Source organism: Geodermatophilus sp. SYSU D00697, from assembly GCF_054050175.1.
On record NZ_JBJGYV010000046.1, the window covers coordinates 1 to 23932 of the forward strand.

The window sequence follows — 23932 nt, forward strand, 5'->3', positions numbered from 1 at the left end:
CGATGTCCAGCCGGCCGAGTTGGCTCACCCCGTCGTCGACCGCGCCGGCGAGGGCGTCGTAGTCCCGGACGTCGGCCTTCGCCGCCACGATCCGGCGGTCCAGCGCCTCGACCTCGCGGACGGTCTCGTGCCGCAGAGCAGGAGCTCAGTCATGGCCTTCTCTCGGGTGGTGCCGATGACCCAGGACGACACGGCCGAGGACCGCTGTCAACGCCCGTCGACGTCCCCCGGTCGCAGGCGCCGAGCACGGGATCCGGCGTCCCGAGCGTCGAGGTGGTGGACTCGGTCTCTCGGACGGCAGGGCGCAGCGTCGTCCCGGGAGGGCTGCGGAGGTGGCGTCGTGCAGGTGCGGCCGCGCGTGCTCGTCCTGCTCGTGGCGCTCGCCTCCGCCGTCGCTCAGGCCTTCGGTCGCTTCTCGTACGCGTTGCTCCTGCCGGCGATCAACCGCGACCTGCTGGGCTCGTATGCGGTGGCGGGGGTGGTCGCCACGGCCAACGTGACGGCATACCTGCTCGGCACCGTGGCCGTCAGCGTCCTCACCCGCCGGGCCCGGCCGGCCGCGCTGATCCAGGCCGGCCTGGCCTGCAGCACGGTGGGCCTCGCACTGCTCACCGGTGCTGATGGCGCGGCGCAGCTGTGCGTCGGGCTCGTCCTGACCGGCGTCGGCGGTGCCTTCATCTGGGTGCCGGCCCCCGGGCTCGCGGGCTCCGTCGTCCGCCCGTCGCGCCGCGGCGCCGCGATCGGCGTCGCGGGCTCGGGCATCGGCGGAGGGATCGTGTTCGCGAGCGCGCTGGCCTGGGGTCTCCAGGCCCAGGGCGGCCATGGCTCCTGGCGCACGGTCTACCTGGTGGAGACGGGGGTCGCGCTGGTCGCGCTCGTCCTGTGCCTGCTCATGCTCCGGCCGGCGCCGCACCGCGACGACGACGCCCCCGTGCGCGCCGCCGCACTACGACGGGTTCCCGGCTGGATCGGTCTGACCGGCGGCTACGCCGCCTACGGCCTAGCCTATTCTGTCTACACCAGCTACCTGGTGACCGCGCTCGAGGACGACGCCGGCTTCTCGGCCGGCCAGGCCTCCGCGGTGTACACGCTGGTCGGCGTCGCCCTGGCCGCCGGCGGGGTGGTGCTCGGACCGCTGTCGGACCGGTGGGGTCGCGGTGCCACGCTGACCGGCGGCTACCTGGCCATGGCAGGGGCCATCCTGCTCGTCCCGTTGGGCGTGGAACCCCTGGCCTCGGTCTCGGCCCTGCTGTTCGGCTTGATGATGTCCGGGTTGCCGGCGGTCATCGCCGCTCACCTGTCGGACTTCCTGACCCCGCGAGAGTTCGCCGGCGCCTTCGGGCGCTGCACTCTGGCCTTCGGCCTGGCGCAGCTGTGTGGTCCCCCGCTCGGTGGGTTCCTCGCCGAGACGGCGGGTGGGTTCCTCGTCCCCTTCCTCCTCGCCGGGATCGTGGCGGCGGCCGGTGCCGGCCTGAGCCTCGATGTCCTCCGGGCCACGACGACGCGCCGCCGGCCGAACGGACTCCGCTCCGGGTCCGTGCGCACGCGGCGCTGACCGATCGCCGCGACGTCGAGCGCTCGTCGACGAGCTGTCACTCGTCCGCGCTGATGGGGCGTTTGGCCCGGCTCGGTCGGACCCGCATCGGCTCGCCCGGAATCTTGGTGGAGCGGGACCAGGAAGCGCTGTTCACAGCGGCGAAACCGCAGGTGATGAACGAGCCTGGGCCGGTGGGTTGTCGGGCGAGTTCCTCGTGCCTGGGGCAGCTCACGAGGACTCGCAGCGGGTCGGTGCGGCGCTCCCTGCCCACGGCGCCGGTCACGAGACGTGTTCCGACACCCGCTCCGGGTCGTTCCTCCGGGTCGGGCATGTGCCGGCACACCTACAGGTCATTCGGCGGTCGCCGATGCGGCGGCGTCCTCCTGCATGAAGGCTCCGATGTCCGCGACGTCCCGGAGGACGTCGACGAGCTCCTCGATCGTCGTCGCCGTCGCGCCGGTCACCCCCACGTAGAACACCTCGTAGCGGCCGTCGCCTGCCTCGAGGTACCCGCCGAGGGTCATGGCGCCGATCTGGAGACGTTGGTTCAGGTCGTCGGGGCCGGCGACCGTGCCCGTCTTGGCGAACACCTTGCCCTGGGCCGGGCAGGAGGTGCAGAACTCGCCCAGCGAGCCGTCCACACCCAGGACGGGCAGTGAGGTGCGGAACCGGTCCGCGTCCGGCGTGCCCAGCCAGTACTCGAGGATCTGGGTGACCGCTCGAGGGGTCACGCGGTCTTCCGGGGTGCCGCCGCGGCCGTCGGAGAAGCTGACCGCGTTGGTCTCCACGCCGGCTCTCTGCAGGAAGGCCTTCTCGACCGGGAACCCGGCCATGCAGTCGGTCGACCCGGCGTGCACGGCCATGAGGCAGAGGGTCAGGTTGGCACCGAGGTTGTGGCTGACCTTCAGGATCAGCTTCGCGTACTCGGCGAACACCGGGGAGACGTAGGCGGCCACCGTCCGGGCGGACGTGTACGAGTCGGGTGCCTGGTCCACCGGGTTGGGGCCGCCGGCCGGAGCGTCGACGGTGACGCCGGCGCGGCCGAGGGCCTCGATGAACGCGGTCCGGCCGAACGCGGAGGCGTCCTCGACCTGCGCCACACGGAGCTGCGGCTGCGAGCCGGCGGCGATGGTGCCGCTGACCGAGATCTGGTGACCGTCGGCGGAGGTCGTGACCTGGATGTCGGTCGGGCCGTCCGCCGCGACCGTGCGGACGTCGGAGGTCACCTGGAACGTGCTGACCTGTGGCCGCCACGAGAAGTCGGCCGGCTGCCCGGGACTGGTCGGTGTCGTCAGCAGGTCGATGAGGTTGTCGTTGATGATCAGCGGGGTGGGCGTCGGATCGAGTTCGCCGACCGCAGAGAAGGCCCGGTCGTCGATCACCACGTCGCCGGCGACCCGGGTGATGCCCGCCGCGCGCACCTGGTCGGCGATGGAGTCCAGCCCGGCGAGGGGATCCTCCGGCGTCAGCGTCGCCCCCGGGAGGTCGTTCGCGTACGTGTGGTCGATGTCGGTGAAGGCGACAGCGCCGTCCGGCTCCGTGCGGCCACCCATCGTCAGGTCACCCTGGGCGACCAGCACCAGGTCGCCCGTCAACGTCGATCCGTCCTGTCCGCCCACGGCGTAGACCGGCGTCTCGAACCGATGGTCTGCGCCCAGCGTCCCCCACGCCGCCGAGACGCTGAACAACTTGGTCACCGATCCGGGCAGGAACGACTGGTCGGGGAACTGTGACCGGGCGACCCGACCGCTGGACGGATCGACCTGGAGGAGGCCCCACTGCGCAGTTGCATAGGCGGGCTTGTCCATCACGGCCGTGATCCGCGGATCGGGGTCATCAGTGGCGGAGGCGGTGGCGGCGGGCACGCTCAGGGCAGCGGTCAGCGCGACGACCGCGACCACGAGCCCCGACCGTCGCGAGGAACTCGCCAGGCGCACAGCGCACCCCCTGTCGACCGGCCCGCGGAGGACTCGGCAGTCGAATCGCTGCGCGGGGGGCCCAGCCTGGTGTGACCCTCCGGAACCGCACAGGGCCGATGGTCCCCGGGAGCAACCCCCATCGTCGACGCGGCGGATGCAGCGACCGGTCCGCCAGTAGCGGCCCGCCAGGCCGCCGCCCATTGCGCAGACGTGCTCGAGAGCTGATCGGAGGGGGCCAGGTGTCACGAGGGCTCAGAGGCCCCTGCAGTGACACACCCCCGGCTTCTGGCCTGCTGGACCACCTGGATGAGGCTGACCGATGGGCCGACCCCAGCCGCGCCACGGCGGCCTGGCGATGGAGCCGAAGCGCTCGCCGAGCCGGCAACTCATCCGCGGACCGACCGTCTCCGCGTCCAGCTCGACACACGGCGCACGACCGGAGATCGACTGCAGAGGTGCACGAGAAACCCGCGCAGGCTCGCGGTTGCCCGGTGGAGCAGCGCTGGGCGTGTGCGTCGTCCAGCGTCCGATCACTCGTCCGCGCTGGTCGGACGCTTGGCGCGGCTGGGCTGCACGCGCATCGGCTCGCCCGGCATCTTGGGGTAGTCAGGGGGATAGGGCAGGTCGCCGAGCCCCTCGTCCTTCGCCTGCCGATCGGCCAGCTCCAGCAGCGGCTCGATGCCGAAGGCGTGGTCGGAGAGGCCGGCGTGCTTGTCTCCGACCTCCTTGAACCGGGCCGGCATCGTCAGGACGTCGAAGTCGAACGGCGTGACGTCGGGCAGCTCGTCCCAGTCCAGCGGCGCGGAGACCGGCGCGTGCGGCTTGGGGCGGATGGAGTAGGCGCTGGCGATGGTGCGGTCCCGGGCCATCTGGTTGTAGTCGATGAAGATCTTCTCGCCGCGCTCCTCCTTCCACCACGACATCGTCACGCGGTCGGGGAGGCGGCGTTCGAGCTCGCGGCCGAAGGCGATGACCGCCCGGCGCACCTCGGGGAAGGTCCAGCGCGGCTGGATGGGCACGTAGACGTGCACCCCGCGCCCGCCGGAGGTCTTCGGCCACCCCTGCATGCCGAACTCGGCCAGCAGCTCGCGCACGTGCGGCGCCACCCACACCGCGTCGGCGAAGTCGGTGCCCGGCTGCGGGTCCAGGTCGATGCGGATCTGGTCGGGGGACTCGACGTCCCCCTTCGACACCGGCCACGGGTGGAAGGTCAGCGTGCCGAGGTTGGCGCACCAGGCGACGACGGCCACCGAGTCCGGCGCGACCTCGTCGGCGGTGCGGCCGCTGGGGAAGGTGATGTGCGCCGTCGGCACCCAGTCGGGGGCGTTCTTCGGCACCCGCTTCTGGTAGAAGGCGTCGCCGGTGTTGTCCACGCGCGTCGAGATCCGGGCGCCCTCGAACACGCCACCGGGCCAGCGCTCGAGCGTGGTCGGCCGGTCCCGCAGCGCGTGCAGGATGCCGTCTCCGACGGAGATGAAGTACTCGACGACGTCGATCTTCCGGATGCCCCGCTCGGCGAAGTACGGCTTCTCCGGGTTGGAGACCCGCACCCCGTGCCCGTCCACCTGCAGGACGACGGCGTCCTTCGACGACGCCATCAGCGCACCGGCCTGTCGCTCGTGGTCACCCGGCGCACCCTAGGGCGCTCAGGCCGGGCACGTCAGCCCGTCCTGCGGCACGGTCAGCCCAATGAGGTAGCCGTTGACCGCCGCGTTCACGCAGTCGGTCTTCGGGTAGGCGGTGTGCCCCTGGCCCTGCCAGGTCAGCAGGACGGCGGAGGTGAGGTCCTCGGCCATGTCCTGGGCACCTGGCAGGGGGGTGACCGGGTCGCCGGAGTTGCCGATGACGAGGATCGGCGCGCTGCCCTCCGCATCGCGCTGCGGCACGGGGGTCCGCTCGGCGTCCCACACCGAGCAGGTGTACAGACCGGCGGCCGCGCCCGCGCCGAACAACGGGTAGCGCTGGCCCCAGTCGGCGGCGAGGGTGCGGATCTCCTCCTCCGGCACCTGCTGGTCGGGGTCGGCGTCGGCGCAGTTGATCGCCAGGTTGGCGTCGATGAGGTTGGAGTAGGTGCCGTCCTGCAGCCGGCCGTAGTAGGAGTCGGCCAGCGAGAACAGCTGCTGGGAGTCACCCTGTCGCGCCGCGGCGAGGCCCTGCGCCAGCTGCGGCCAGGCGCTGGTCGTGTACAGCGCGGCCTGGACCGCGGTCATCACCACACCCGGGGTGGCCTGTCGCGTCTCCCCCTCGCGCGCGCTGGGGATGGGGGTCTGGGCGGCCTGGGCCAGCAGGTCGTTGACGAACGCCCGGGGGTCGCCGCCGAGCGGGCAACCGGCGACCAGCGAGACGCAGTTGCCCCCGAAGGCGTCGAACCCCGCCTCGAAGCCGGCCGCACTCGCCTCGGCGTCCGCCCTCGGGTCGGTGTCGGGGTCGACGGCGGCGTCGAGCACCAGCGCGCGCACGCGGTCGGGGAAGAGCTCGGCGTAGGTGGAGCCCAGGGTGGTGCCGTAGGAGTAGCCGAGGTAGGTGAGCTGCTCGTCGCCGAGGGACTGCCGGAGCAGGTCCATGTCCCGCGCGGTGTCCACCGTGGTGAAGCTGCCGAGCGCGTCGCCGTACTCCTCCTCGCAGCCCTCGGCGACCTCGTCGGCCAGCGCGAACACCGCGTCGAGCTGTTGTTCGTTGGTCGGACGTGGTTCGGCGGCCACGATCCGGTCCTTGAGCTCGTCGGGGACGCACTCCACCGGCGTGGACAGCCCGACCCCGCGCGGGTCGAAGCCGACCAGGTCGAAGCGGCGCAGCACGTCCTCGGGCAGGGTCAGCGCGCGGCCGATCGCCGCGTCGGCACCGGAGGCGCCCGGGCCACCGGGGTTCATCACCAGCGAGCCGATCCGCTCGGTCTGTCCGGCGAGCCGTGCCCGCACGAGGAAGATCGGCATGGTCGCGCCCTGCGGCTCGTCGTAGCTGATCGGCACCTCGGTGCGGCCGCACTCGAAGGCGATGTCCCGCTCGCTGCCCGGGCTGCCGGCGATCAGCCCCGAGATCTGCTCGTCGCAGTCGGTCCAGGAGATCTCGCGCGCCTCGGGCTCGGCCGGGGTCGTGGGGGACGGCGTGGGGTCCGCGGTCGTCGAGTCGGAGAACGAGGTGCAGCCGGAGACGGCCAGCAGCACTCCGGAGACGGCGGCGACGAGGCCGCGGGACAGGCGCATGATCACGAGCGTAGGAGGCTCCCGGTGAGCCCGCAGGGACGGCCGTCCGCCCACCATGTGTCCTGGACGACACCCGGGCTGTCAGCCGGCGGTGTCCCCTGGCCGGCTTGAACGCCCGGGTCCGCTCCTCGCTCGCTGGCGCTCGCTGCGATGCTCCCCGGGCGGTCAGCCGGCGGTGCCTCCTGGCCGGCTTCCGCGCCCGGGTCCGCTCCTCGCTCGCTGGCGCTCGCTGCGATGCTCCTCGGGCGGTCAGCCGGCGAGGACCTCGGCGAGGTCGTAGCGCACCGGGACCTCCAACTGCTCGTAGGTGCAGCTGCGCGGCTCCCGGTCGGGGCGCCAGCGCAGGAACTGCCCGGTGTGCCGCAGCCGGCGGCCCTCCAGCTGGTCGTACTTGATCTCGACGACGAGCTCCGGCCGCAGCGGCACCCAGGAGAGGTCCTTGCCGGCGTTCCAGCGGCTGACCGCGCCCGGCATGCGGTCGCCGTTGCCGTTCCCGGTGTCCGCGTTGGCCCAGTCGGCCCAGGGGTGCCCCTCGAGGGCCGCGGTGCGGTAGGGCGCCAGCTCCTCGACCAGCTCGGCCCGCCGGGCCATCGGGAAGGAGGCGGCGACCCCGATGGACTGCAGCGTGCCGGCGTCGTCGTAGAGCCCCAGCAGCAGCGACCCCACGATCGGCCCGCTCTTGTGCCACCGGAACCCGGCGACCACGCAGTCGGCGGTGCGCACGTGCTTGACCTTGGTCATCAGCCGCTGGTCGGGGCCGTAGGGCACGTCGGCGGGCTTGGCGACGACGCCGTCCAGCCCGGCACCCTCGAACTCCTCGAACCACCGCTGCGCGATCGCCCGGTCCTGGGTGATGGCGGTGACGTGCACGGAGTCGGTGCCCGCGCCGATCACCTCTCGCAGCCGCGCCTGCCGCTCGGCGAACGGGGTCTCCATCAACGGCTCGTCACCGACGGCGAGCAGGTCGAAGGCGACGAAGGACGCCGGGGTCTGCTCGGCCAGCAACCGGACGCGCGACTCGGCCGGGTGGATCCGCTGCAGCAGCGCCTCGAAGTGCAGCCGGTCGCCCTGCGGCACGATGATCTCGCCGTCGACGACGCAGCGCTCGGGCAGCGCGGCCTTGACCGCCTCGACGACCTCGGGGAAGTAGCGGGTCAGCGGGCGCTCGTTGCGGCTGCCCAGCTCCACCTCGTCGCCGTCCCGGAAGACGATGCAGCGGAAGCCGTCCCACTTCGGCTCGTAGTACATGCCTTCTGCGGTGGGCACCTTGGTCACGGCCTTGGCCAGCATCGGCTTGACCGGCGGCAGCACGGGCAGGTCCATGCTGGTCAGTCAAGCAGTCCGATGCGCGACGGGGGTGGCGGAACGGCCGGGCGGGCCAGTTGGAGGTGCACCGTGTCGACGTCGGCCGGGCGTGCGGCGGCCGCCGACTCGTCGGTGGGAGGGGTCTCCGTGTCGGGCCGTTGGCGCGTCGGCCGCGGTCCCGGCGCCACGGCCAGGACGGCGCAGACGAGGACGACGAGGAAGCCCAGCCCCTTGGGTGAGTGGAGGATCGCGGCCGCCCGGCCGAGCTCCGCCACGCTGAACCACAGCTCGCCGCGCACCGCGGAGGCGGGGACCTGGTCGAGGTCCGGGGCGTTGTTCGCGTCGCCCTGGGTGGTGAAGACGGGCGCGCCGCTCGAGTCGTCGACGGCGATGATGCGGTGGGTCACGAGCTCGGGCCCCTCGGGGCTGCGCAAGAAGGTGATGACGTCGCCCACCTGCAGTGCGGCCGGGTCCTCCACCGGCTTCGTGAAGACCATCCCGCCGACCGGCAGGCCCGGCGTCATGCTGCCGCTGAGCACGGCGAGCGCCGCGCCGCCGGTGACCATCGGGTAGACGACCACGCCCAGTGCGGCTCCCGAGCCGGTGAGCAGCACCAGGCCCAGTACCCAGGAGGCGACGCGGCGCAGCGTGTGGACCGCCACGCTGCCGGGAGGAGCGTCCGGGGTGGGGGCGGGGGAGGGCACGCTCCGATGCTCCCCGGCGCGACGGGCCCCGACATCATCGATTTTGTCGATGCGCACCTCCTTCTGCGCCCGTGAGCATGGGCCCGTGCGCCGACCCATCGCCGTCCTCGGCGCCCTGCTGACCGCTGGAGCCGTGCTCCTGCCGGCAGGTCCGGCCGCGGCGGACGAGTCGCTCGCCCCCGGCGGCACCCAGACGCTGACCGTCGCGCTCCCGGACTGGGCTCCCCGGGCGGACCGGCTCGGCGTCTCCGTCCGCTCGCTGGTCCAGCACGAGAACGACTGCGTCGAGCCGGAGTCCGAGTCCGGCGACGAGAGCTGTGGGGCCACGGACGGGGAGCTGGCCGACTTCCTGGAGGCCACGGTCGCCGCCGGTGTCGGTGGCGAGATCTGCCGGGCCGGTGACGGCGTCTCGCTGGAGCTGACCGGGGAGCTGAGCTCCTTCGGCGTCACGAGCGTCGACTGCCTGGTCCTGCGCCTGCACTTCCCGGACGGGGAGTCGACGAAGCCGGACAACCAGGCCCAGTCCGACACCATCACCTTCACCCTGGACGTCGTCGGTGAGGAGGATCTCGCACAGGAGACGGACGAGGGTGACGACTCCTCGGATGGGGATCCCGCAGGCGACACGTCGGGTGACGGCGGCGACTCGGGTGGCGGCACGACCTCTGGTGACGGCACGACCTCCGGTGACGGCACGACTCCCAGTGGCGACAACGACTCCGGGAACGGCACGACCGACGGCCCCGCGAATCCCGACATCGGCGCCGACCCAGGAGTTCCGACGGAGTCCACGGGCACGGGCGGCGCCGGGGTCGGCTCGGCGGCGGTCGTCGCCGGTGGCGCCGCGGTCGCCGACGGCGGCGGTGCCGCAGTGGGCGGAGCCGCGAGCACCGTCCCGGGGGACGCCGCCCCGCCGGCGCAGGGGGCGGTCATCGGTCAGGCGGCCACGCCGGTCACGGTCGACGACGACGGGCTGGCCGTGTCGACGGAGTCGACCACGACGTCCCTCGTCGCCCAGGTGCTGGGCTGGGGCAGCCTGTTCCTCGGCGCCGTCGTCCTCGGGGGCCTGGTCTTCGTGCTGGTGCGCCGTAGCCGTCAGGAGCGTGTCGCGTGAGGCGACGGACCACCCTCGGCCTGGGCGCCGTGCTCGCCGCGAGCCTCATGTTCGGGGCCGGCGGGACCATGGCGGTGCTCAGCGACACCGCATCGGTGCAGGCGGAGGTCGGCGCCGGGGCGCTGAGCCTGAGCGGCGTCCCGTGGGGGCTCGGCAAGGTCCAGCTGCACCTCGGCGAGTCCGAGCAGATCCCGGTGCGTGCTCAGACGGGGGGCAGCAAGGGAGTCGTGCTGCAGGTGTCCGTCGTCGGGAAGCCCGGCTCGGATGAGTGCCCGGGGGGTGCCGCGCTCACGATCGGCGTGCCCTCCGGTGAGGGCCTGCAGACGACGGCCCTGTGCCAGCTCCGGTCGCCCGTGACCTTCTTCAAGCTCGACGGCACAGCGGATGCGGTCGACGTCCCGATGTCGGTGACGGCGTCCGCGTCCACGGCCACCGACGAGTCGGAGGTCTCCTGGAACGGGTACCTGCGCTTCACGCTGACGCACGACCACGGCGGCTTCAGCGACACCCAGGACGTCGAGGTCCACGTGGTCACGCCACCTGGCCACGCTGGCGACAACCCCGGCAACGAGCAGAACATCCCGGGCAACGGCCAGAACGACTCCGGCAGCGGCAACGGCAACGGCAGCGGCAACGGCAGCGGCAACGGCAGCGGCAACGGGCAGGACAAGTCGGGCAACGGGCAGGGCTCCGGTTCGAAGGGCGAGAAGGACCAGCGCGCGTCCACGACCGCGACTGCCGACACCCCGGCGTCGCAGGCTGTCCCGCAGCAGTCCTCTGACGTCCCGACGAGCTCGTCGGGCTCCACCGGGGAGCGGGGAGCGGATGCCGCAGCCGCCGTCGATGAGCCGATCGCACCGACGGGTGCCGCCGCCCCGGGCACGGGGACCCGGGCGGTGGCCGATCCGGTCCCTGTCCCTGGGTCAGCGGGCTGAGGCGGGCGGCAGGTCCAGCCAGCCGGAGCGGCGGGCCAGCGCGACCGCCTGGAGCTGCGACGTGACCTCGAGCTTGGTGAGGACGGCGCGGATCTGGGTCCGCACGGTCGCCTCGCTGACGTGGGCCGTGGCGGCGATCGCCGCGGCGGGCATGCCGGCTGCGAGACAGCGCAGCACCTCTGCCTCGCGCGCGCTCAGCGACCGGAACGGCGCCAACCGGGCCGACTCGTCGGCGCGCGCACGACGGGCGGCGGCCAGCAGGTCCTGACGACGTCCCTCGTCGAGGACCGGTTGCCCGTCCCGCACCGCGCTCACGACCCGCAACAGGTCGTCCAGGTCGGTCGACTTCGGCAGCACGGTCACCGCACCGCGCTCCAGCGCCGTGCCCCACGTCGCGTCCCCGGTCTCGCCGGTGACGACGACGACGCGGCAGCCGGCCGCGGTGAGCGGGGCGACCAGGTCGAGCCCGTCGATGCTGACCCCGTCCGCGCCGGTGCCCAGCCGCAGGTCCAGCAGCACCGTGGCCGGTGCCGCCTCGGCGCAGGCGTGCTCGATGTCCTCCGCCGACCGGGGCGGCACACGGACGGCCGGGATGCCGGCGGCACGCAGGCCGATCTCGACCGACTGGGCGAACAGCGAGTGGTCGTCGACCAGCAGGACGGGTGCGGTCATCGGGTCAGCCCCAGCGCGGCGGTGTCGGCGTCGGCCGCGCCGCGGGGGCGGGGGAGGCCCCGGATGGCGGGCGCCCCGTCGTGCGGTGCACGGGCAGGGTGAGCCGGAACGCGGTGCCGACGTACGCATCCTCGATGACCAGGTCGCCGCCGTGCCGGCGGGCCAGGTCGCGGGAGATGGCCAGGCCGATCCCCTCGCCGGGGCTGCCGGGGCGGCGGGTGCCCGCCTCGAAGGCGGCCGCGCGGCGGGCGGGCGGCAGGCCGGGGCCGTTGTCGGCGACGGTGACGGTGAGCCGGTCGGTGACGTCCACGCCGACCCGGCACAGCGCCCCATGGGCGTGCACGAGCGCGTTGCCGAGCAGGTTGCCGAGGATGACGGCCAGCGCGTCACCGTCCACGCGGACCGGCGGCTGTTCCGACGGGGCCCAGTTCACCCGCAGCCCGCGCTCTCGGTGGCTGACGACGAGGGCGCGGACCAGCTGGTCGAGGTCGACGTCGCTGACCGACGGCGTCCGGTCCGGCAGCCGCAGCATGCGCTCCAGCCGGGCCAGTTCGGCGGCGATGGTCTCCTCGAGATCGGTCCGGGCGGCCGCGTCGTCCGGACCGGTCAGGTGCCGGACGGCGGAGGAGCCGGCGCGGATGCCGGCCACGGCCGCCCGGGCGTCGTGCAGGCAGCCGCGCGCCTGCTGCAGCTGGCGCTCGTGCCCGGCCAGCTGCTCCAGCAGCCCCGAGACGTAGCGCTCCTGGCCGGTCAGCGCGTCGGAGACGCCGCGGGCGGCGAGGACGATGGCGGCGAGCGCGGCAGCGACCATCCCGAGGTCGTGGACCGTCTGGACCTCGGTGGTCGCCGCGGGCAGCACAGCCGGGAGCCCGCCGACGGCGGTGACCCCGCCCACGATGGCCGCGACCGCGGCCGTCGTGCGTGTCGAGGAGCGGTCCCCGGCGCTGAGCGGGTCCAGGGTCCAGGCGGCGACGGACACGGCGAACCAGGGGGCTCCAGCCAGCGCGTGGGACGCCGGCACCGTGGCCCACGCCAGCTCGGGCCAGTGGCCGACGACCGCGACCAGCGCCAGGGCGGCACCGGCGAGCAGCAGTGCGGTCAGCGCGACCAGGACGGCGCGCTGCAGCCGCGGCCGGGTGACCGGGTCGGTGAACGCGCGCAGGGTGATGACGGCGGACCACGCCGCGACGCAGAGCCCCGCGGCGGTGGCGACGGCCGGCCAGCGCTTGTCGAGCAGGGCGTTGACCGCGACGGCTGCCGGGTGCGCCAGGCCGAGCAGGACGAAGCCGGCGCCGGTGTGCCAGGACGTGCGCGTGCCGGTCACCCGCCAGCGGAGCAGGAAGAGCGCGCCCGCGGCAAAGAGGGCGAGCGTCCCGACCACGAGCAGGACGGTGTGCCGGGCGCGGTCGCCGGCCAGCAGGAGCACCGCCAGCGTGGCCAACGCCGCCGCCAGCCGCCCGGTCGAGATCCGGGCCACTGCGCTGCGCGCTGCGCGTGCGGGGGCGCGTACGCCCGTCGCTGTCCTCATGTGTCGCACACCGTTTCCAGAACTCCCCGTTCTCGCGAAGGGGAGCAGATCACACGACCGGGTGACTCGTGACTCCCGAGGGGTGAGTGCGCCGGGCGTGTCGCGTGTGACGGAGGAGTCACGCCGCGTGGCGAATCAACAGAACTGACGATGCCGCGGTACCGGCCGGGACCGGAACCTCGACGTCGTTCGCCGCGCAGAGGTCCGGCGAGAACCGTCGTCCCGACGGGGACACCGACAGGAGACACCCGTGAAGAAGATCGCCATCGCCGCCGCCGCCGCGGGCGGCACCGCCCTCATCGCCTTCGGCGCCAGTGGCACGTTCGCCGCCCTCAACGACACCGAGGGCTTCTCCGGCCGCGCCGGCGCTGCGACCCTGGACCTGACCGCCGGTGCCGCCGCGACGCCGACGGACGCGGTGGCGCTGAACATGGCGCCCGGCGACAACAACACCGTGTACTTCCCCTACTTCGTGCAGAACGTCGGTGACCTCAACGGCTTCCTCGGCGCCACGATCAACCTCACCGACGCCGAGAACAGCTGCTCGGGCAACGAGTGGGACGTGGACAAGGACTGCGGCCAGGCCAACGGCAAGGGCGAGTTCTCCAAGAGCGCTCGCTACGCCGTGAGCTACACCGAGGGTGGCTCCGCCACCGACTGCAAGGCACAGCCTGGTGCAGTGCCCGTGATCAACGACTTCGCGATCCCGGCCGGCGCCCCCACCAGCGTGTCCGTTCCTGCCGTCGTCCCTGTCGCCAAGGACTACAGCATCTGCGTCGTCGTGGGTGTCTCGCTGCCCAAGACCGCTGGCAACGAGGTCCAGGGCGACTCGGCTGAGCTTGCGGTCGAGCTCCGCCTCGAGCAGTTCAAGCAGACGAACGTCTGACCAACTCCGCCGAGGGCGGCCCGGGGTTCCCGGGCCGCCCTCGCGGCGTCCTCGGGACTGTGCGCGCGAGCCGGCGGCAGAGGGCGGCCGACCGTGTCCCCGCCGGGCGCGCGGCGCTAGCGTCCCGGACGTGGACCTGCTGGAGCGGGACGGTCCCATGCGGTCGCTCGACGCCGCCTGCGACCGGGCCGCCACCGGACACGGCAGCGTGGTGCTGGTGACCGGCGAGCCGGGCATCGGCAAGACCGCGCTGGTCACCTCCTTCGCCGGCCGCGTATCCGGCGGGCCGGTGCTGCTCGGCCGGTGCGACGACCTCGCCACGCCCCGTCCGCTGGGGCCCCTGCGCGACCTGGCCGGCGCCGTCGGCGGGCCGCTGTCGCAGGCGCTGGCCGAGGGGGCACCGCCGTCCGAGGTGCACGGCCGGCTCCTGGACGAGCTGGCCGCCCCGCCGCACCCGGCGGTGCTGGTGCTCGAGGACGTGCACTGGGCCGACGACGCGACCGTCGACGTCATCACCACCGTCGGACGCCGGATCGCCGGGCTCCCGGCGGTCCTCGTCCTCACCTACCGGAACGGCGACCTGCCTGCCGACCACGCCCTGCACCGCGCGGTCGCCGGCCTGCCCACGCCGGCCGTGACCCGGCTGCCGCTCGCGCCGCTGTCGCCCGAGGCGGTGACCGTCCTCGTCGGGGAGGGCGCCGACCGGGTGCACGCGGTCACCGGCGGCAACCCGTTCTACGTCACCGAGCTCCTCGACGCGCCGCGTGGGGAGCTGCCGCCGTCGGTGGCCGCGGCCGTCGCCGGCCGGGTCGCGTCCCTGGACCCGGCCGCCCGCCACCTCGTCGAGCTGGTGTCGGTCGTCCCCTCCCGCATGGACGCGGGGCTGCTCGACACCGTCCTCCCCGGCTGGACGGCCGCAGCTGAACAGCCGGAGCGGCGCGGCCTGCTCCAGGTCGGCCCCGGGCACGTGGCCTTCCGCCACGAGCTGACGCGGCAGGCGGTGCTCGGGGCGCTGCCGGGAGCCGCTCGGCGCCGTCGGCACGCCGACGTGCTGGCCGGCCTGCTCCGGCGCAACGCCGACCCGGCCGACCTGGTGCACCACGCCGAGGCCGCAGGGGACGAGGAGGCCCTGGCCGCGTGGGCACTCCCGGCCGCCCGGCACGCCGCGGCACAGGAGTCCAACCGGGAGGCGTGTGCGCACTACCGGCGGGCGGCGCGGTTCGCCGGCCGGCTACCCGATCCGGAGCGGGCCCGGGTCTGGGAGGAGGTCTCCGCCGCGGCGTACCGGGTCGGCCGGATCCCGGAGGCGCTGACCGCGGTCGACGATGCCGCGGCCGCGTTCGCTGCCGCCGGCGACCGCGCCGGAGTGGGCCGCTGCGCCCGGCTGCGGTCCCGGCTGCACTGGTACGCCGGCGAGGGCGGCGCCGCGCGGCGGGAGGCGCGCACGGCCGTCGCCGTCCTCGAGCCGCTCGGCGAGTCACCGGAGCTGGCCGCCGCGTGCAGCAGCCTGTCCCAGCTCGCGATGCTGGCCGACGACCACGCGGAGTGCCGGAGCTGGGGACGGCGGGCCGCGGAGATGGCGCAGCGGGTGGGCGACCCGGCGACGTACGCGCACGCCACGGTCAACATCGGGGTCACCGAGGCCTACGAGGACCCGGACGCGACGGCCACCCTCGAGGAGGCGCACCGTGCGGCCGACGCCTGCGGAGAGCGGCACGAGGCCGTGCGGGCCCTGGTCAACGCCGCCTGGGCGCAGCTGCTGTGGGTGCGGCCCGCCCAGGCCCGCCGCCTGGCCGAGCGCGCGCGGGAGTACGCGACGGCCCACGAGGTCGACCAGCTCGGCGCCTACCTCGACGTCACCATCGCCTGGCTGCGGGCACGTGCGGGGGAGTGGGACGCGGCTGCCCGGGTGGCCGGCGCGGCGGTCGGAGCGGAGGCCACGGTCACCCGGCTGCTGGCCGCCACGGTGCTCGCCGAGGTCGCCGTCCGCCGCGGGGACGCCGACGCCGCCGCGCGCCTGGCCGACGTCGCGGCCCGGGCCGACCGCACGGGGGAGCTGCAGCGGATCGAACCGGTGCTCGAGCTGGAGGTGGAGCACGCCCTGCTGACCGGCGGCCCCCTGCCCGTGGGGCGCATCGCCCGGGCGGTGGCCCTCGCCCGGGAGACCGGCTGCACGCGGTGGGGTGGCAGCCGGCTGGCCGCGTGGGTGGCGGTGGCCGGGTGCTCCGTCGACGTCGACGGCCCGGCGGCGGCACCGCACGCGGCCGTGCTGGCCGGGGACTGGGCCGCGGCAGCGGACGCGTTCGGCGCCATCGGCTGGCCCTACGACCGCGCCCTGGCGTCGTCCTTCCTCGACGACCCGACGGCGTTCGCCGAGGCGCTGGAGACCGCCCGGGCGCTCGGCGCAGCTCCATTGACTGCGCACGTGGGACGGCGGATGCGGGCCCTCGGCCACCCGGTGCCGCACGGCCGCCGCACCTCGACCCGGGCCAACCCGGCCGGGCTGACCGCGCGGCAGGTCGAGGTGCTGCGGCTGCTCGCCGAGGGGCTGACCAACACCGAGATCGCCGACCGGCTGGTGGTGTCACCCCGCACGGCCGAGCACCACGTGGAGGCGGTCCTCGCCAAGCTCGCCGTCCGCACCCGGCGCGACGCCGCCCGGCAGGCGGCCGCGCTGGGGTTGCTCAGTAGCTGAAGGTCGTGGCCCCCTCGTCGCCGATCCACTCCCACAGCGGCACGGTCCCGGCGAGCTCGGCACCCTTGAGCAACCCGGCCGCGTCGAGCTGCTTGGCGTTGAAGCAGATGGGGCAGACGAACATCCGGCCGCCCGCCGCGGTGTAGCGCTCGAACAGGCTGGTCAGCGGGGGACAGCCCTCGCATGCGGTCCCGGTCGCCACCCCGTCGAGGGCCAGCCGCACCGCCTCCTTGGCGAGGAACATGGCGGTCGGCCGGCCGGACTCCGCAGCACCGACGGCCATGAGCATCGCGACGGTGACCTTCTCGGGGTCCTCGAGGCCGGTCGTCAGGCTCACCACTGCCTTGCCCATGTCGTCCTCCTGAGTCGAGGGCGGACCGCGCGGGTCCGGTACGGGCGACGCTAGGGCGGAGGCCGGTCTCGTTCATGGGTCGCAGGTCCCCATCTGTGCGAGCCGGCTCCCCACGGGAGCTCGTGCGCTGACAGAGCGGTGGAAGGGGCGTCGGCGCTACCAGACCAAGTGACATGAACGCGTCGGTCGGCGTGCACGAGGCCAAGACGCACCTGTCTCGGCTCCTGGAGGAGGTCGCCCCGGTGAGGAGGTCGAGATCACCGACGGCGGCGAGGTCGTGGCTCGGTTCGTGGGGCCAGCACGCCGGACGTCCGGACGTGGGCGCGCCGCGCGACGTCCGAGCTCGCGCTGGACCACCTCGCCGTCACTGCGGAGCACGCCGCGGCCGTCGAGCACCTGCCGGACGTGCACCGCGACCCGGTCGACCGGCTCCTCGTGTCGCGGGCTGCGGCGGAGGGGGCCGTGCTGCTCACCGCGGACCCGGGCCTGGTCGGCTACGGGGACGTGGTGCGGCTCGTCGGCTGAGTCGGGTCTGCTGTCTCGGGCGGTGCACCCCTGCGACGACCGTCAGCGTGCGCGGGCATGGAGGTCTCGGAGTACCGGCCCGACATGACCTACCGCTCCCGCTCGGTGACCCTGGCCGGCGACGGGGACGCGCCGCTGCAGGACGGGGTGGTGCGCGCGGTGCCGCTGCACCGGGTCGTCGAGGTGACCGGCCTCGAGCCCGCCGAGAAGGTCGACGCCGACCAGGTGACCGTCCCCGTCCGCGTCCGGTGGTCAGCCGGCGGGGGCACTGGTCGGCTCCCGCGCCCCGGTCCGCTCCTCGCTCGCTGGCGCTCGCTGCGATGCTCCCGGGGCTGTCAGCCGACGGTGCCTGCTGGTCGGCTTTCGCGCCCCGGTCCGCTCCTCGCTCGCTGGCGCTCGCTGCGATGCTCCCGGGGCTGTCAGCCGACGGTGTACCGGGTGAACAGGACGTCGTCCTCCTCGAGCACCTGCCGGAGCTCCAGCCGGACGGCGCCGGCGAGCGGCGCCGTGAGCAGGTGCGGCTCCCCGGAGCCCACGAGGGCGGGCGCCACGGTCAGGTCCAGCTCGTCCACCACCCCGGCGGCCAGCGCCGAGGCCAGCAGCGCCGGACCCCCCTCGCACAGCACCTGCTCGAGGCCGCGCGCGGCGAGCTCGTCCAGCGCCGAGGGCAGGTCCACGTCCTCCTCCCCGCAGACCAGGACGGTCACCCCGGCGTCGGCCAGCGCGGCACGGCGCCCGGGGTCGGCGGTCGCACAGGTGACCAGCAGCGTCGAGGGCGTGGCCAGCCGGTCGCCGGGGGCCAGGGACGCCCGCCGCGACACGACGGCGATCGGCGCCGAAGCCGACCGGCCCAGCGCGGTCCGCAGCGCCGCCACGGTCGGGTCGGCCGCGACCGGCCGGTAGCCCTCGGTCGCCGCCGTCCCGTGCCCGACGAGCACCACGTCGGCCAGCGCCCGCAGCAGCCGGAAGACCCGCTTGTCGCCGGGCGACCCCAGGCCCCCGCTGCGCCCGCCGACGGTGATCGCGCCGTCCAGCGAGGCCACGAAGTCCACCCGCAGCGACCGCCCGGGCGGCAGCCGGTAGGCCTCGACCAGGGCGTCGTCGTCGAGGTCGGCCGCCGGACCGGGCAGCAGGCGCCGCACGTCAGGAGGTGGTGACCACGGCCGCGCTCTGGGCCGGCATCGTCACCGTCGTCCGGTCGATCCGCGGCTCCTCGCCGGTGGCGAACAGGACGCCGGTGGCCGGCCGGTCCAGGTCGACCTCCCGCGGCTCGCCGGCCAGGTTGGCCACCACCCGCAGCGCGCCCCGGTGGACGACCAGCCAGCGGTCCTCGTCGTCCCAGCTGACCGCGACCCGGGACAGGTCGGGGTCGACCAGGTCCGGCTGCGCCCGGCGCAGCGCCAGCAGCGCGCGGTGCACCGCCAGCAGGCGGGCGTGCGGCTCCGCCTCGACCTCGCCCCAGTCCAGCTTCGAGCGGGTGAAGGTCTCGGGGTCCTGCGGGTCGGGCACGACGGCGGCGTCCCACCCGTGCTCGGCGAACTCGCCGATCCGCCCCTCGGCGGTGGCCTTGCCCAGCTCCGGCTCCGGGTGGCTGGTGAAGAACTGCCAGGGGGTGCTCGCGCCCCACTCCTCGCCCATGAACAGCATCGGGGTGAACGGGCTGGTCAGCACGATCGTCGCCCCGACGGCGAGCAGGCCGGGGGAGAGGGAGGCCGAGATGCGGTCGCCGACGGCGCGGTTGCCGATCTGGTCGTGGTCCTGCAGGTAGCCGAGGAACTTCCAGCCCGGCAGCTCGTCGACGTCGACCGGTCGTCCGTGGTGCCGGCGGCGGAAGCTGGACCACGCGCCGTCGTGGAAGTAGGCGCCGGTCAGGGTCTTGGCCAGCCCGGACAGGCCGGCGGCGGCGAAGTCGGCGTAGTAGCCCTGGCCCTCGCCGGTGAGCGTCGAGTGCAGCGCGTGGTGGAAGTCGTCGCTCCACTGCGCGGTCAGCCCCATGCCGCCGGCCACCCGCGGGGTGACCAGGCGCGGGTCGTTGAGGTCGCTCTCGGCGATGAGGGTCAGCGGGCGCCCCTCGGCCACCGACAGCCGGTCGACCTCCTGCGCCATCTCCTCGAGCACGTGGGTGGCCCGCTCGTCGACCAGCGCGTGGACGGCGTCGAGCCGCAGGGCGTCGACGTGCATGTCGCGCAGCCACATGAGGGCGTTGTCGATGATGTACCGACGCACCTCGTCGGAGTCCGGCCCGGACAGGTTGATCGAGTTGCCCCAGGTGTTGGCACCCTCGGCGAAGATCGGCATGAACTGCGGCAGGTAGTTCCCGGACGGGCCGAGGTGGTTGTAGACGACGTCCTGGACGACGGCCAGCCCGCGCTGGTGGCAGGCGTCGACGAACCGCTGGTAGGCGGCCGGGCCGCCGTAGTCCTCCTGCACCGTGTACCAGAGGACGCCGTCGTAGCCCCAGTTGTGGGTGCCGTTGAAGCCGTTGACCGGCAGCAGCTCCACGAAGTCGACACCGAGCTCGACCAGGTGGTCCAGCCGCCCGATCGCCGCGTCGAGCGTGCCCTCCGGCGTGAACGTCCCGACGTGCAGCTCGTAGACCACACCGCCGGCCAGCGGTCGCCCGGTCCACGCCGCGTCGCCCCACGCGTACGCCGACGGGTCGAACCGGCGGGAGGGCCCGTGCACCCCCTCGGGCTGCCGGCGCGAGCGCGGGTCGGGGTACACCTTCTCGTCGTCGTCGAGGAGGAAGCCGTAGTCGGCCTCCGGCCCGGCCTCGACCTCGGCACGCCACCAGCCGTCGTCGTCCCGGTGCATCTCGTGCACGGAGCCGTCGACCTGGAGCCGGACCCGCTTCGGCAGCGGTGCCCAGACGGAGAACTCGACGGGTGCGGACATGCGCAGTGCCTCCACGCGGGACGAGACGGGGACTGGCCGGAGGGCCGGGATCGGGGCAGATCATGCCCGCACACCCGACGGCCAACCGTGGGTTCCGGTCACGGTCCGCGGGGGAGGGGAGCGCAGGGCCGACCGGGCTCGGCCGGGCGTCCACGGCGGAGCGGGACACCGCCGGACCACGTGCCGGCCCCGCGCGCGGACGGGGCCCGGCCGGGAGCGCACCGGCCGGGCCCCGCCGGTCCGGTCAGACCCGGAGCGTCTGACCCACGCGGATCACGTTCGGGTCGCTGACCTGGTCCCGGTTCAGCTCCCACAGCCCGCGCCAGCCGCCCTCGGTGCCGTGGCGGGCGGCGATGGAGCCGAGGGTGTCCCCGGCCTCGACGACGTGGCTGCCGGTCGCCGCCCGGTCCGCCCGCGAGGCCTGCTCCGCTTCGGCGGCCGGCGCCGGCGCCTGCACCGCGGCGGTCAGGTACCTGCCGCAGGTCGGCCACGCGCCGACGCCCTGGCCGGCGAGCGTGCGCTCGGCGACCACGATCTGCTGCTCCTTGCTGGCCAGGTGGGCGTTGGAGGCGAACTCGTGGCCCCCGTAGCCGGCCCAGGTGCTCGCGCTGAACTGCAGGCCGCCGTAGTAGCCGTTACCGGTGTTGATCTGCCAGTTCCCGCCGGACTCGCACTGGGCGACGCCGTCCCAGTTGTGCTCCGCGGCCTGAGCCGTGCCGGGGAGCGCGAGGGCGGAGAGCGCCGCCGCGCCGGTGAGGACGACGGCGCCGCGGCGCAGGCCGCGTGCGGGCGTGCGGGATCGGTCGTGCTGGGGCATGGGGGGTCCTCCGATCGGCCGCCGGCGGGGTTAGCTGTCGGGTTCGGACGATCGGTGCCCGGCCGCGGATCGCGGCTTCACCCCCAGACGCGCTGCGCACACCCCGCGCAGGACGTCGTAGGTGGGTCCCCCACCCCCGTCCACGGTCGTGCAGAGGTCCGGTCGCCGCCGGACGGGGTTGGGCGGGACGGCGCCGGGCCCGGCGGGGAGCCGGACCCCGCGAACGCTAGGTGGGGGTGCCGCGCCCGGCCTGTCGGCACGGGGGCGGGACGCCGCCTCCGTGCGACAGGCCGGGCGGGAGCGGCGCACCGCCCCCGCCCGGCAACTCTCCGTCGCAGGCGACGTCGGCCCCTCTGCAGGGCGCCGCCGCGGGCCCGGGAACGCGCTGGAGCGGCCACCGTCCAGGGGCCTACGCCGAGGCGTGGGGAGGAGGGGGTCCTTCCTCAGTCCCGCACGAGCAGGGCGACCGGCAGCCGCTCCAGCGCCGCGCCGACGGGCAGCCCGGCGGCGTCCGAGACGTACCGCCCACCGGTGAACAGGTCCCGCCACGCCCCGTTCGGCAGCTGCAGCGCGGTGTCGCCCCAGCCGCCGGCGGCGGCCAGCCCGACCGGGAGGCGGGTCGCGACGGTCACCGCGCCGCCGCGGTCGAAGGCGACGAGGTGGTCGGCCGCCGTCCCCGTGGCCGCGACCGGCTCGTACCCGGTGAACCACTCCGGGTGCTCGCGGCGGGCGCGCAGGGTCCGGGAGACCACGAGCAGCTTCGCCGCGCCCTCGGCGTCCACGGGCGGCACCCAGCCCTCGTCGAGCCGGGCCAGCAACCGCCGGCGCAGCGCGTAGTCGACCGGACGGCGGTTGTCCGGGTCGACCAGGGAGAGGTCCCACAGCTCGGTGCCCTGGTAGACGTCCGGGACACCGGGCATGGTCAGCTGCAGCAGCTTCTGCGACAGCGAGTTCGACCAGCCCGCCGGCGCGATCCGGGCGACGACGTCCTCGATCGCGCCGTGCGTCGCCTCGTCGTCGTAGGCCGCGTCGACCAGCGCGTGCAGCCGGGCCTCGAACTCCTCGTCCTGGTCGGTCCACGTCGTCGACGTGCCCGCCTCGCGAGCCGCCTTCTCCGCATAGGCGTGCGCCCGCTCCCGGGACAGCGGCCAGGCGCCGACGAGGTTCTGCCACACCAGGGAGGCCAGCGGCCGGTCGGGCAGCGGGTGGCGGGAGAGCAACTGGCGCACCAGCTGCGCCCACTCGTCCGGTTGCTCGGCGAGCACCGCGAGCCGCGCCCGCACGTCCTCGCTGCGCTTGGTGTCGTGCGTCGACAGCGCCGTCATCGACTCCGGCTTGCGCGCCAGCCGGCGCTGCTGCGCCTCGTGGAACTCCGCCACCGTGCTGCCGAAGCGAGCCGGGTCGCCGCCCACCTCGTTGAGGGCGACGAACCGGGCCCACCGGTAGTAGGCGCTGTCCTCGACGCCCTTGGCCATGACCGGTCCGCTGGTCTGCTCGAAGCGGGTCGCCGCCTCGGTGCCGGCCTGGGACAGCACCGGGTGCAGCGCGTCGACGGCGCCGGCCAGGTCGGGACGGCGCTCTCGCACCGCGGCCACGGTCGCGTCGAGGTGCTCGCGGCCGTCGGGCAGGTAGGTGCGGTAGACCGGGAAGCTCGCCAGGAGCTCGGCCAGGGCCTCGGTCTGCTGCTCGCGGGAGATGCCGGGCAGCTCGCCGATGACCCGGACCAGGCGGGCCACCTCCGAGCCGAGCATCCCGTCGGTCACCTCGCGCTTGCAGGAGTGCACCAGCTCGGCGTAGTCGACCGGCCCGCCGGACAGCTCGGTGTCCAGCGCGGTGATCGCCGCCTCCCCGGCCGGGTCGACCAGCACGTCGTCGACCTCGGCCAGCGCGTCGTAGCCGGTGGTCCCCGCCGTCGCCCAGCTCTCCGGCAGGTCCTCCCCGGGCTCGAGGATCTTCTCCACCACGGTCCAGCGGCCGCCGGAGGCCTCGGCCAGCCGATCGAGGTAGCCCTTGGGATCGGCCAGCCCGTCGGGGTGGTCGATCCGCAGGCCGTCGACCGCGCCGGCCTCGACCAGCTCCAGCACCAGGCGGTGGGTCGCCGCGAAGACCTCCGGGTCCTCGGCCCGCAGCCCGGCGAGGGTGTTGATCGCGAAGAACCGCCGGTAGTTGAGGTCGGAGTCGGCCCGCCGCCAGTCGACCAGCTCGTAGTGCTGCCGGGCGTGCACCTCCTGCGGGGTGCCCTCCCCGGTGCCGGGCGCGATCGGGAACCGGTTGTCGTAGTACCGCAGCTCCCCGTCCGTGCTGCCTCCACCCGCCCCACCGACCACCTCGAGCTTCTCGACGTCGTCCGCGGAGCCCAGGACGGGGATGCGGACCTTGCCGCCGCCGAAGTCCCAGTCGATGTCGAAGGCCGCTGCATGGGCGCTGTCCCGGCCGTGCTGGAGCACGTCCCACCACCACGGGGCCTCCGCCGGGTCGGCGACGCCCATGTGGTTGGGCACCAGGTCCAGCACCAGGCCCAGGCCCTGCTCGTGCAGTGCGGCGACCAGCCGGTCGAACCCCTCGCGCCCGCCGCGCGACTCGTCGATGTGGGCGTGGTCGACGGTGTCGTAGCCGTGGGTGCTGCCCGCGGCCGAGCGCAGCAGGGGTGAGGAGTAGGCGTGGCTCACCCCGAGGTCGGCCAGGTAGCCGGCGAGCTCCGCGGCCTGACCCAGGGGGAAGTCGGCGGTGACCTGCAGGCGGTAGGTCGCCGTCGGCACCTCGCGCCGGCGCTGCTCGCTGAGCGGCTCACTGGGGGTCCGCTCGCTCATCGTCACGGGGCCTCCTCGCTGGCGCTCGTCGACCC

At 74.5% G+C, this 23932-nt stretch carries 17 protein-coding genes and 1 riboswitch; of the genes, 5 read left to right on the plus strand and 12 right to left on the minus strand.

The annotated features are described in order from the left end of the window. Positions 1–340 precede the first annotated feature (340 nt). Complete coding sequence (locus ACI79C_RS23940; protein WP_456948199.1) at positions 341–1555, plus strand: MFS transporter; 1215 nt, start codon at positions 341–343, stop codon at positions 1553–1555. Between the two features lie 332 nt (positions 1556–1887). Here ACI79C_RS23940 and dacB read toward each other — a convergent pair whose 3' ends face one another. The 5 genes from dacB to ACI79C_RS23965 all read right to left on the minus strand — a co-directional run bounded on the left by dacB (position 1888) and on the right by ACI79C_RS23965 (position 8668). Next, positions 1888–3438: a D-alanyl-D-alanine carboxypeptidase/D-alanyl-D-alanine endopeptidase gene (gene dacB, locus ACI79C_RS23945; protein ID WP_456948200.1), complete on the minus strand. Its 1551-nt coding sequence runs from the start codon at positions 3436–3438 to the stop codon at positions 1888–1890. A 548-nt stretch (positions 3439–3986) separates the two neighbouring features. Next, positions 3987–5054, minus strand: coding sequence for a DNA polymerase domain-containing protein (locus ACI79C_RS23950; RefSeq protein WP_456948201.1), 1068 nt, complete (start codon positions 5052–5054; stop codon positions 3987–3989). A gap of 48 nt (positions 5055–5102) precedes the next feature. Further along, positions 5103–6659 (minus strand): alpha/beta hydrolase, encoded by a 1557-nt coding sequence (locus ACI79C_RS23955; RefSeq protein WP_456948202.1) that lies wholly within the window; start codon positions 6657–6659, stop codon positions 5103–5105. 249 nt (positions 6660–6908) lie between these two features. Next, a complete protein-coding gene (locus ACI79C_RS23960) occupies positions 6909–7982 on the minus strand; it encodes an ATP-dependent DNA ligase (RefSeq protein ID WP_456948203.1) in 1074 nt (357 codons plus the stop codon). 5 nt (positions 7983–7987) lie between these two features. Further along, on the minus strand, positions 7988–8668 hold the full coding sequence (locus ACI79C_RS23965; protein WP_456948204.1) for a signal peptidase I: 681 nt from the start codon (positions 8666–8668) through the stop codon (positions 7988–7990). Positions 8669–8753: 85 nt separating this feature from the next. Between ACI79C_RS23965 and ACI79C_RS23970 the strand changes: the two genes are divergently transcribed. Both ACI79C_RS23970 and ACI79C_RS23975 read left to right on the plus strand, forming a co-directional pair. Next, positions 8754–9782 (plus strand): hypothetical protein, encoded by a 1029-nt coding sequence (locus tag ACI79C_RS23970; RefSeq protein WP_456948205.1) that lies wholly within the window; start codon positions 8754–8756, stop codon positions 9780–9782. Continuing rightward, positions 9779–10717, plus strand: coding sequence for a hypothetical protein (locus ACI79C_RS23975; protein WP_456948206.1), 939 nt, complete (start codon positions 9779–9781; stop codon positions 10715–10717). The genes ACI79C_RS23970 and ACI79C_RS23975 overlap by 4 nt, the downstream gene beginning before the upstream one ends. Here the strand turns inward: ACI79C_RS23975 and ACI79C_RS23980 are convergent. After that, positions 10706–11389, minus strand: coding sequence for a LuxR C-terminal-related transcriptional regulator (locus ACI79C_RS23980; RefSeq protein WP_456948207.1), 684 nt, complete (start codon positions 11387–11389; stop codon positions 10706–10708). The two genes, ACI79C_RS23975 and ACI79C_RS23980, sit on opposite strands and share 12 nt — an antisense overlap. Before the next feature lie 4 nt (positions 11390–11393). Beyond that, positions 11394–12866, minus strand: a complete 1473-nt coding sequence (locus tag ACI79C_RS23985; protein WP_456948208.1) for a sensor histidine kinase — start codon at positions 12864–12866, stop codon at positions 11394–11396. Positions 12867–13167: 301 nt separating this feature from the next. Here ACI79C_RS23985 and ACI79C_RS23990 point away from each other — a divergent pair, with 301 nt between their 5' ends. Both ACI79C_RS23990 and ACI79C_RS23995 read left to right on the plus strand, forming a co-directional pair. Beyond that, positions 13168–13803 (plus strand): hypothetical protein, encoded by a 636-nt coding sequence (locus ACI79C_RS23990; protein WP_456948209.1) that lies wholly within the window; start codon positions 13168–13170, stop codon positions 13801–13803. A gap of 130 nt (positions 13804–13933) precedes the next feature. Next, positions 13934–16498 carry an ATP-binding protein gene (locus ACI79C_RS23995; RefSeq protein ID WP_456948210.1) on the plus strand — a complete coding sequence of 855 codons (2565 nt, stop codon included), beginning with the start codon at positions 13934–13936 and terminating at the stop codon, positions 16496–16498. Here the strand turns inward: ACI79C_RS23995 and ACI79C_RS24000 are convergent. From ACI79C_RS24000 to treY, 5 genes are all read right to left on the minus strand, one after another. Beyond that, positions 16488–16850, minus strand: coding sequence for a DsrE family protein (locus ACI79C_RS24000; RefSeq protein ID WP_456948211.1), 363 nt, complete (start codon positions 16848–16850; stop codon positions 16488–16490). The genes ACI79C_RS23995 and ACI79C_RS24000 overlap by 11 nt on opposite strands. Before the next feature lie 944 nt (positions 16851–17794). After that, a complete protein-coding gene (locus tag ACI79C_RS24005) occupies positions 17795–18517 on the minus strand; it encodes a dihydrofolate reductase family protein (RefSeq protein ID WP_456948212.1) in 723 nt (240 codons plus the stop codon). Position 18518: 1 nt separating this feature from the next. Then, a complete protein-coding gene (gene treZ / locus ACI79C_RS24010; protein ID WP_456948213.1) occupies positions 18519–20270 on the minus strand; it encodes a malto-oligosyltrehalose trehalohydrolase in 1752 nt (583 codons plus the stop codon). A gap of 244 nt (positions 20271–20514) precedes the next feature. Beyond that, on the minus strand, positions 20515–21087 hold the full coding sequence (locus tag ACI79C_RS24015) for a transglycosylase family protein (protein WP_456948214.1): 573 nt from the start codon (positions 21085–21087) through the stop codon (positions 20515–20517). Positions 21088–21111: 24 nt separating this feature from the next. Next, positions 21112–21221, minus strand: a riboswitch (cyclic di-AMP (ydaO/yuaA leader). 309 nt (positions 21222–21530) lie between these two features. Beyond that, positions 21531–23897, minus strand: a complete 2367-nt coding sequence (treY, locus tag ACI79C_RS24020; RefSeq protein ID WP_456948215.1) for a malto-oligosyltrehalose synthase — start codon at positions 23895–23897, stop codon at positions 21531–21533. Positions 23898–23932: the final 35 nt, after the last annotated feature.

What these genes read in the sequence shown, in the direction of transcription:
- ACI79C_RS23950 (WP_456948201.1), bottom strand. Translation starts at nt 5,054, where the DNA reads ATGGCGTCGTCGAAGGACGCCGTCGTCCTGCAGGTGGACGGGCACGGG.
- ACI79C_RS23955 (WP_456948202.1), bottom strand. Translation starts at nt 6,659, where the DNA reads ATGCGCCTGTCCCGCGGCCTCGTCGCCGCCGTCTCCGGAGTGCTGCTG.
- ACI79C_RS23960 (WP_456948203.1), bottom strand. Translation starts at nt 7,982, where the DNA reads ATGGACCTGCCCGTGCTGCCGCCGGTCAAGCCGATGCTGGCCAAGGCC.
- ACI79C_RS23980 (WP_456948207.1), bottom strand. Translation starts at nt 11,389, where the DNA reads ATGACCGCACCCGTCCTGCTGGTCGACGACCACTCGCTGTTCGCCCAG.
- ACI79C_RS24000 (WP_456948211.1), bottom strand. Translation starts at nt 16,850, where the DNA reads ATGGGCAAGGCAGTGGTGAGCCTGACGACCGGCCTCGAGGACCCCGAG.
- treZ (WP_456948213.1), bottom strand. Translation starts at nt 20,270, where the DNA reads ATGTCCGCACCCGTCGAGTTCTCCGTCTGGGCACCGCTGCCGAAGCGG.
- ACI79C_RS24015 (WP_456948214.1), bottom strand. Translation starts at nt 21,087, where the DNA reads ATGCCCCAGCACGACCGATCCCGCACGCCCGCACGCGGCCTGCGCCGC.
- treY (WP_456948215.1), bottom strand. Translation starts at nt 23,897, where the DNA reads ATGAGCGAGCGGACCCCCAGTGAGCCGCTCAGCGAGCAGCGCCGGCGC.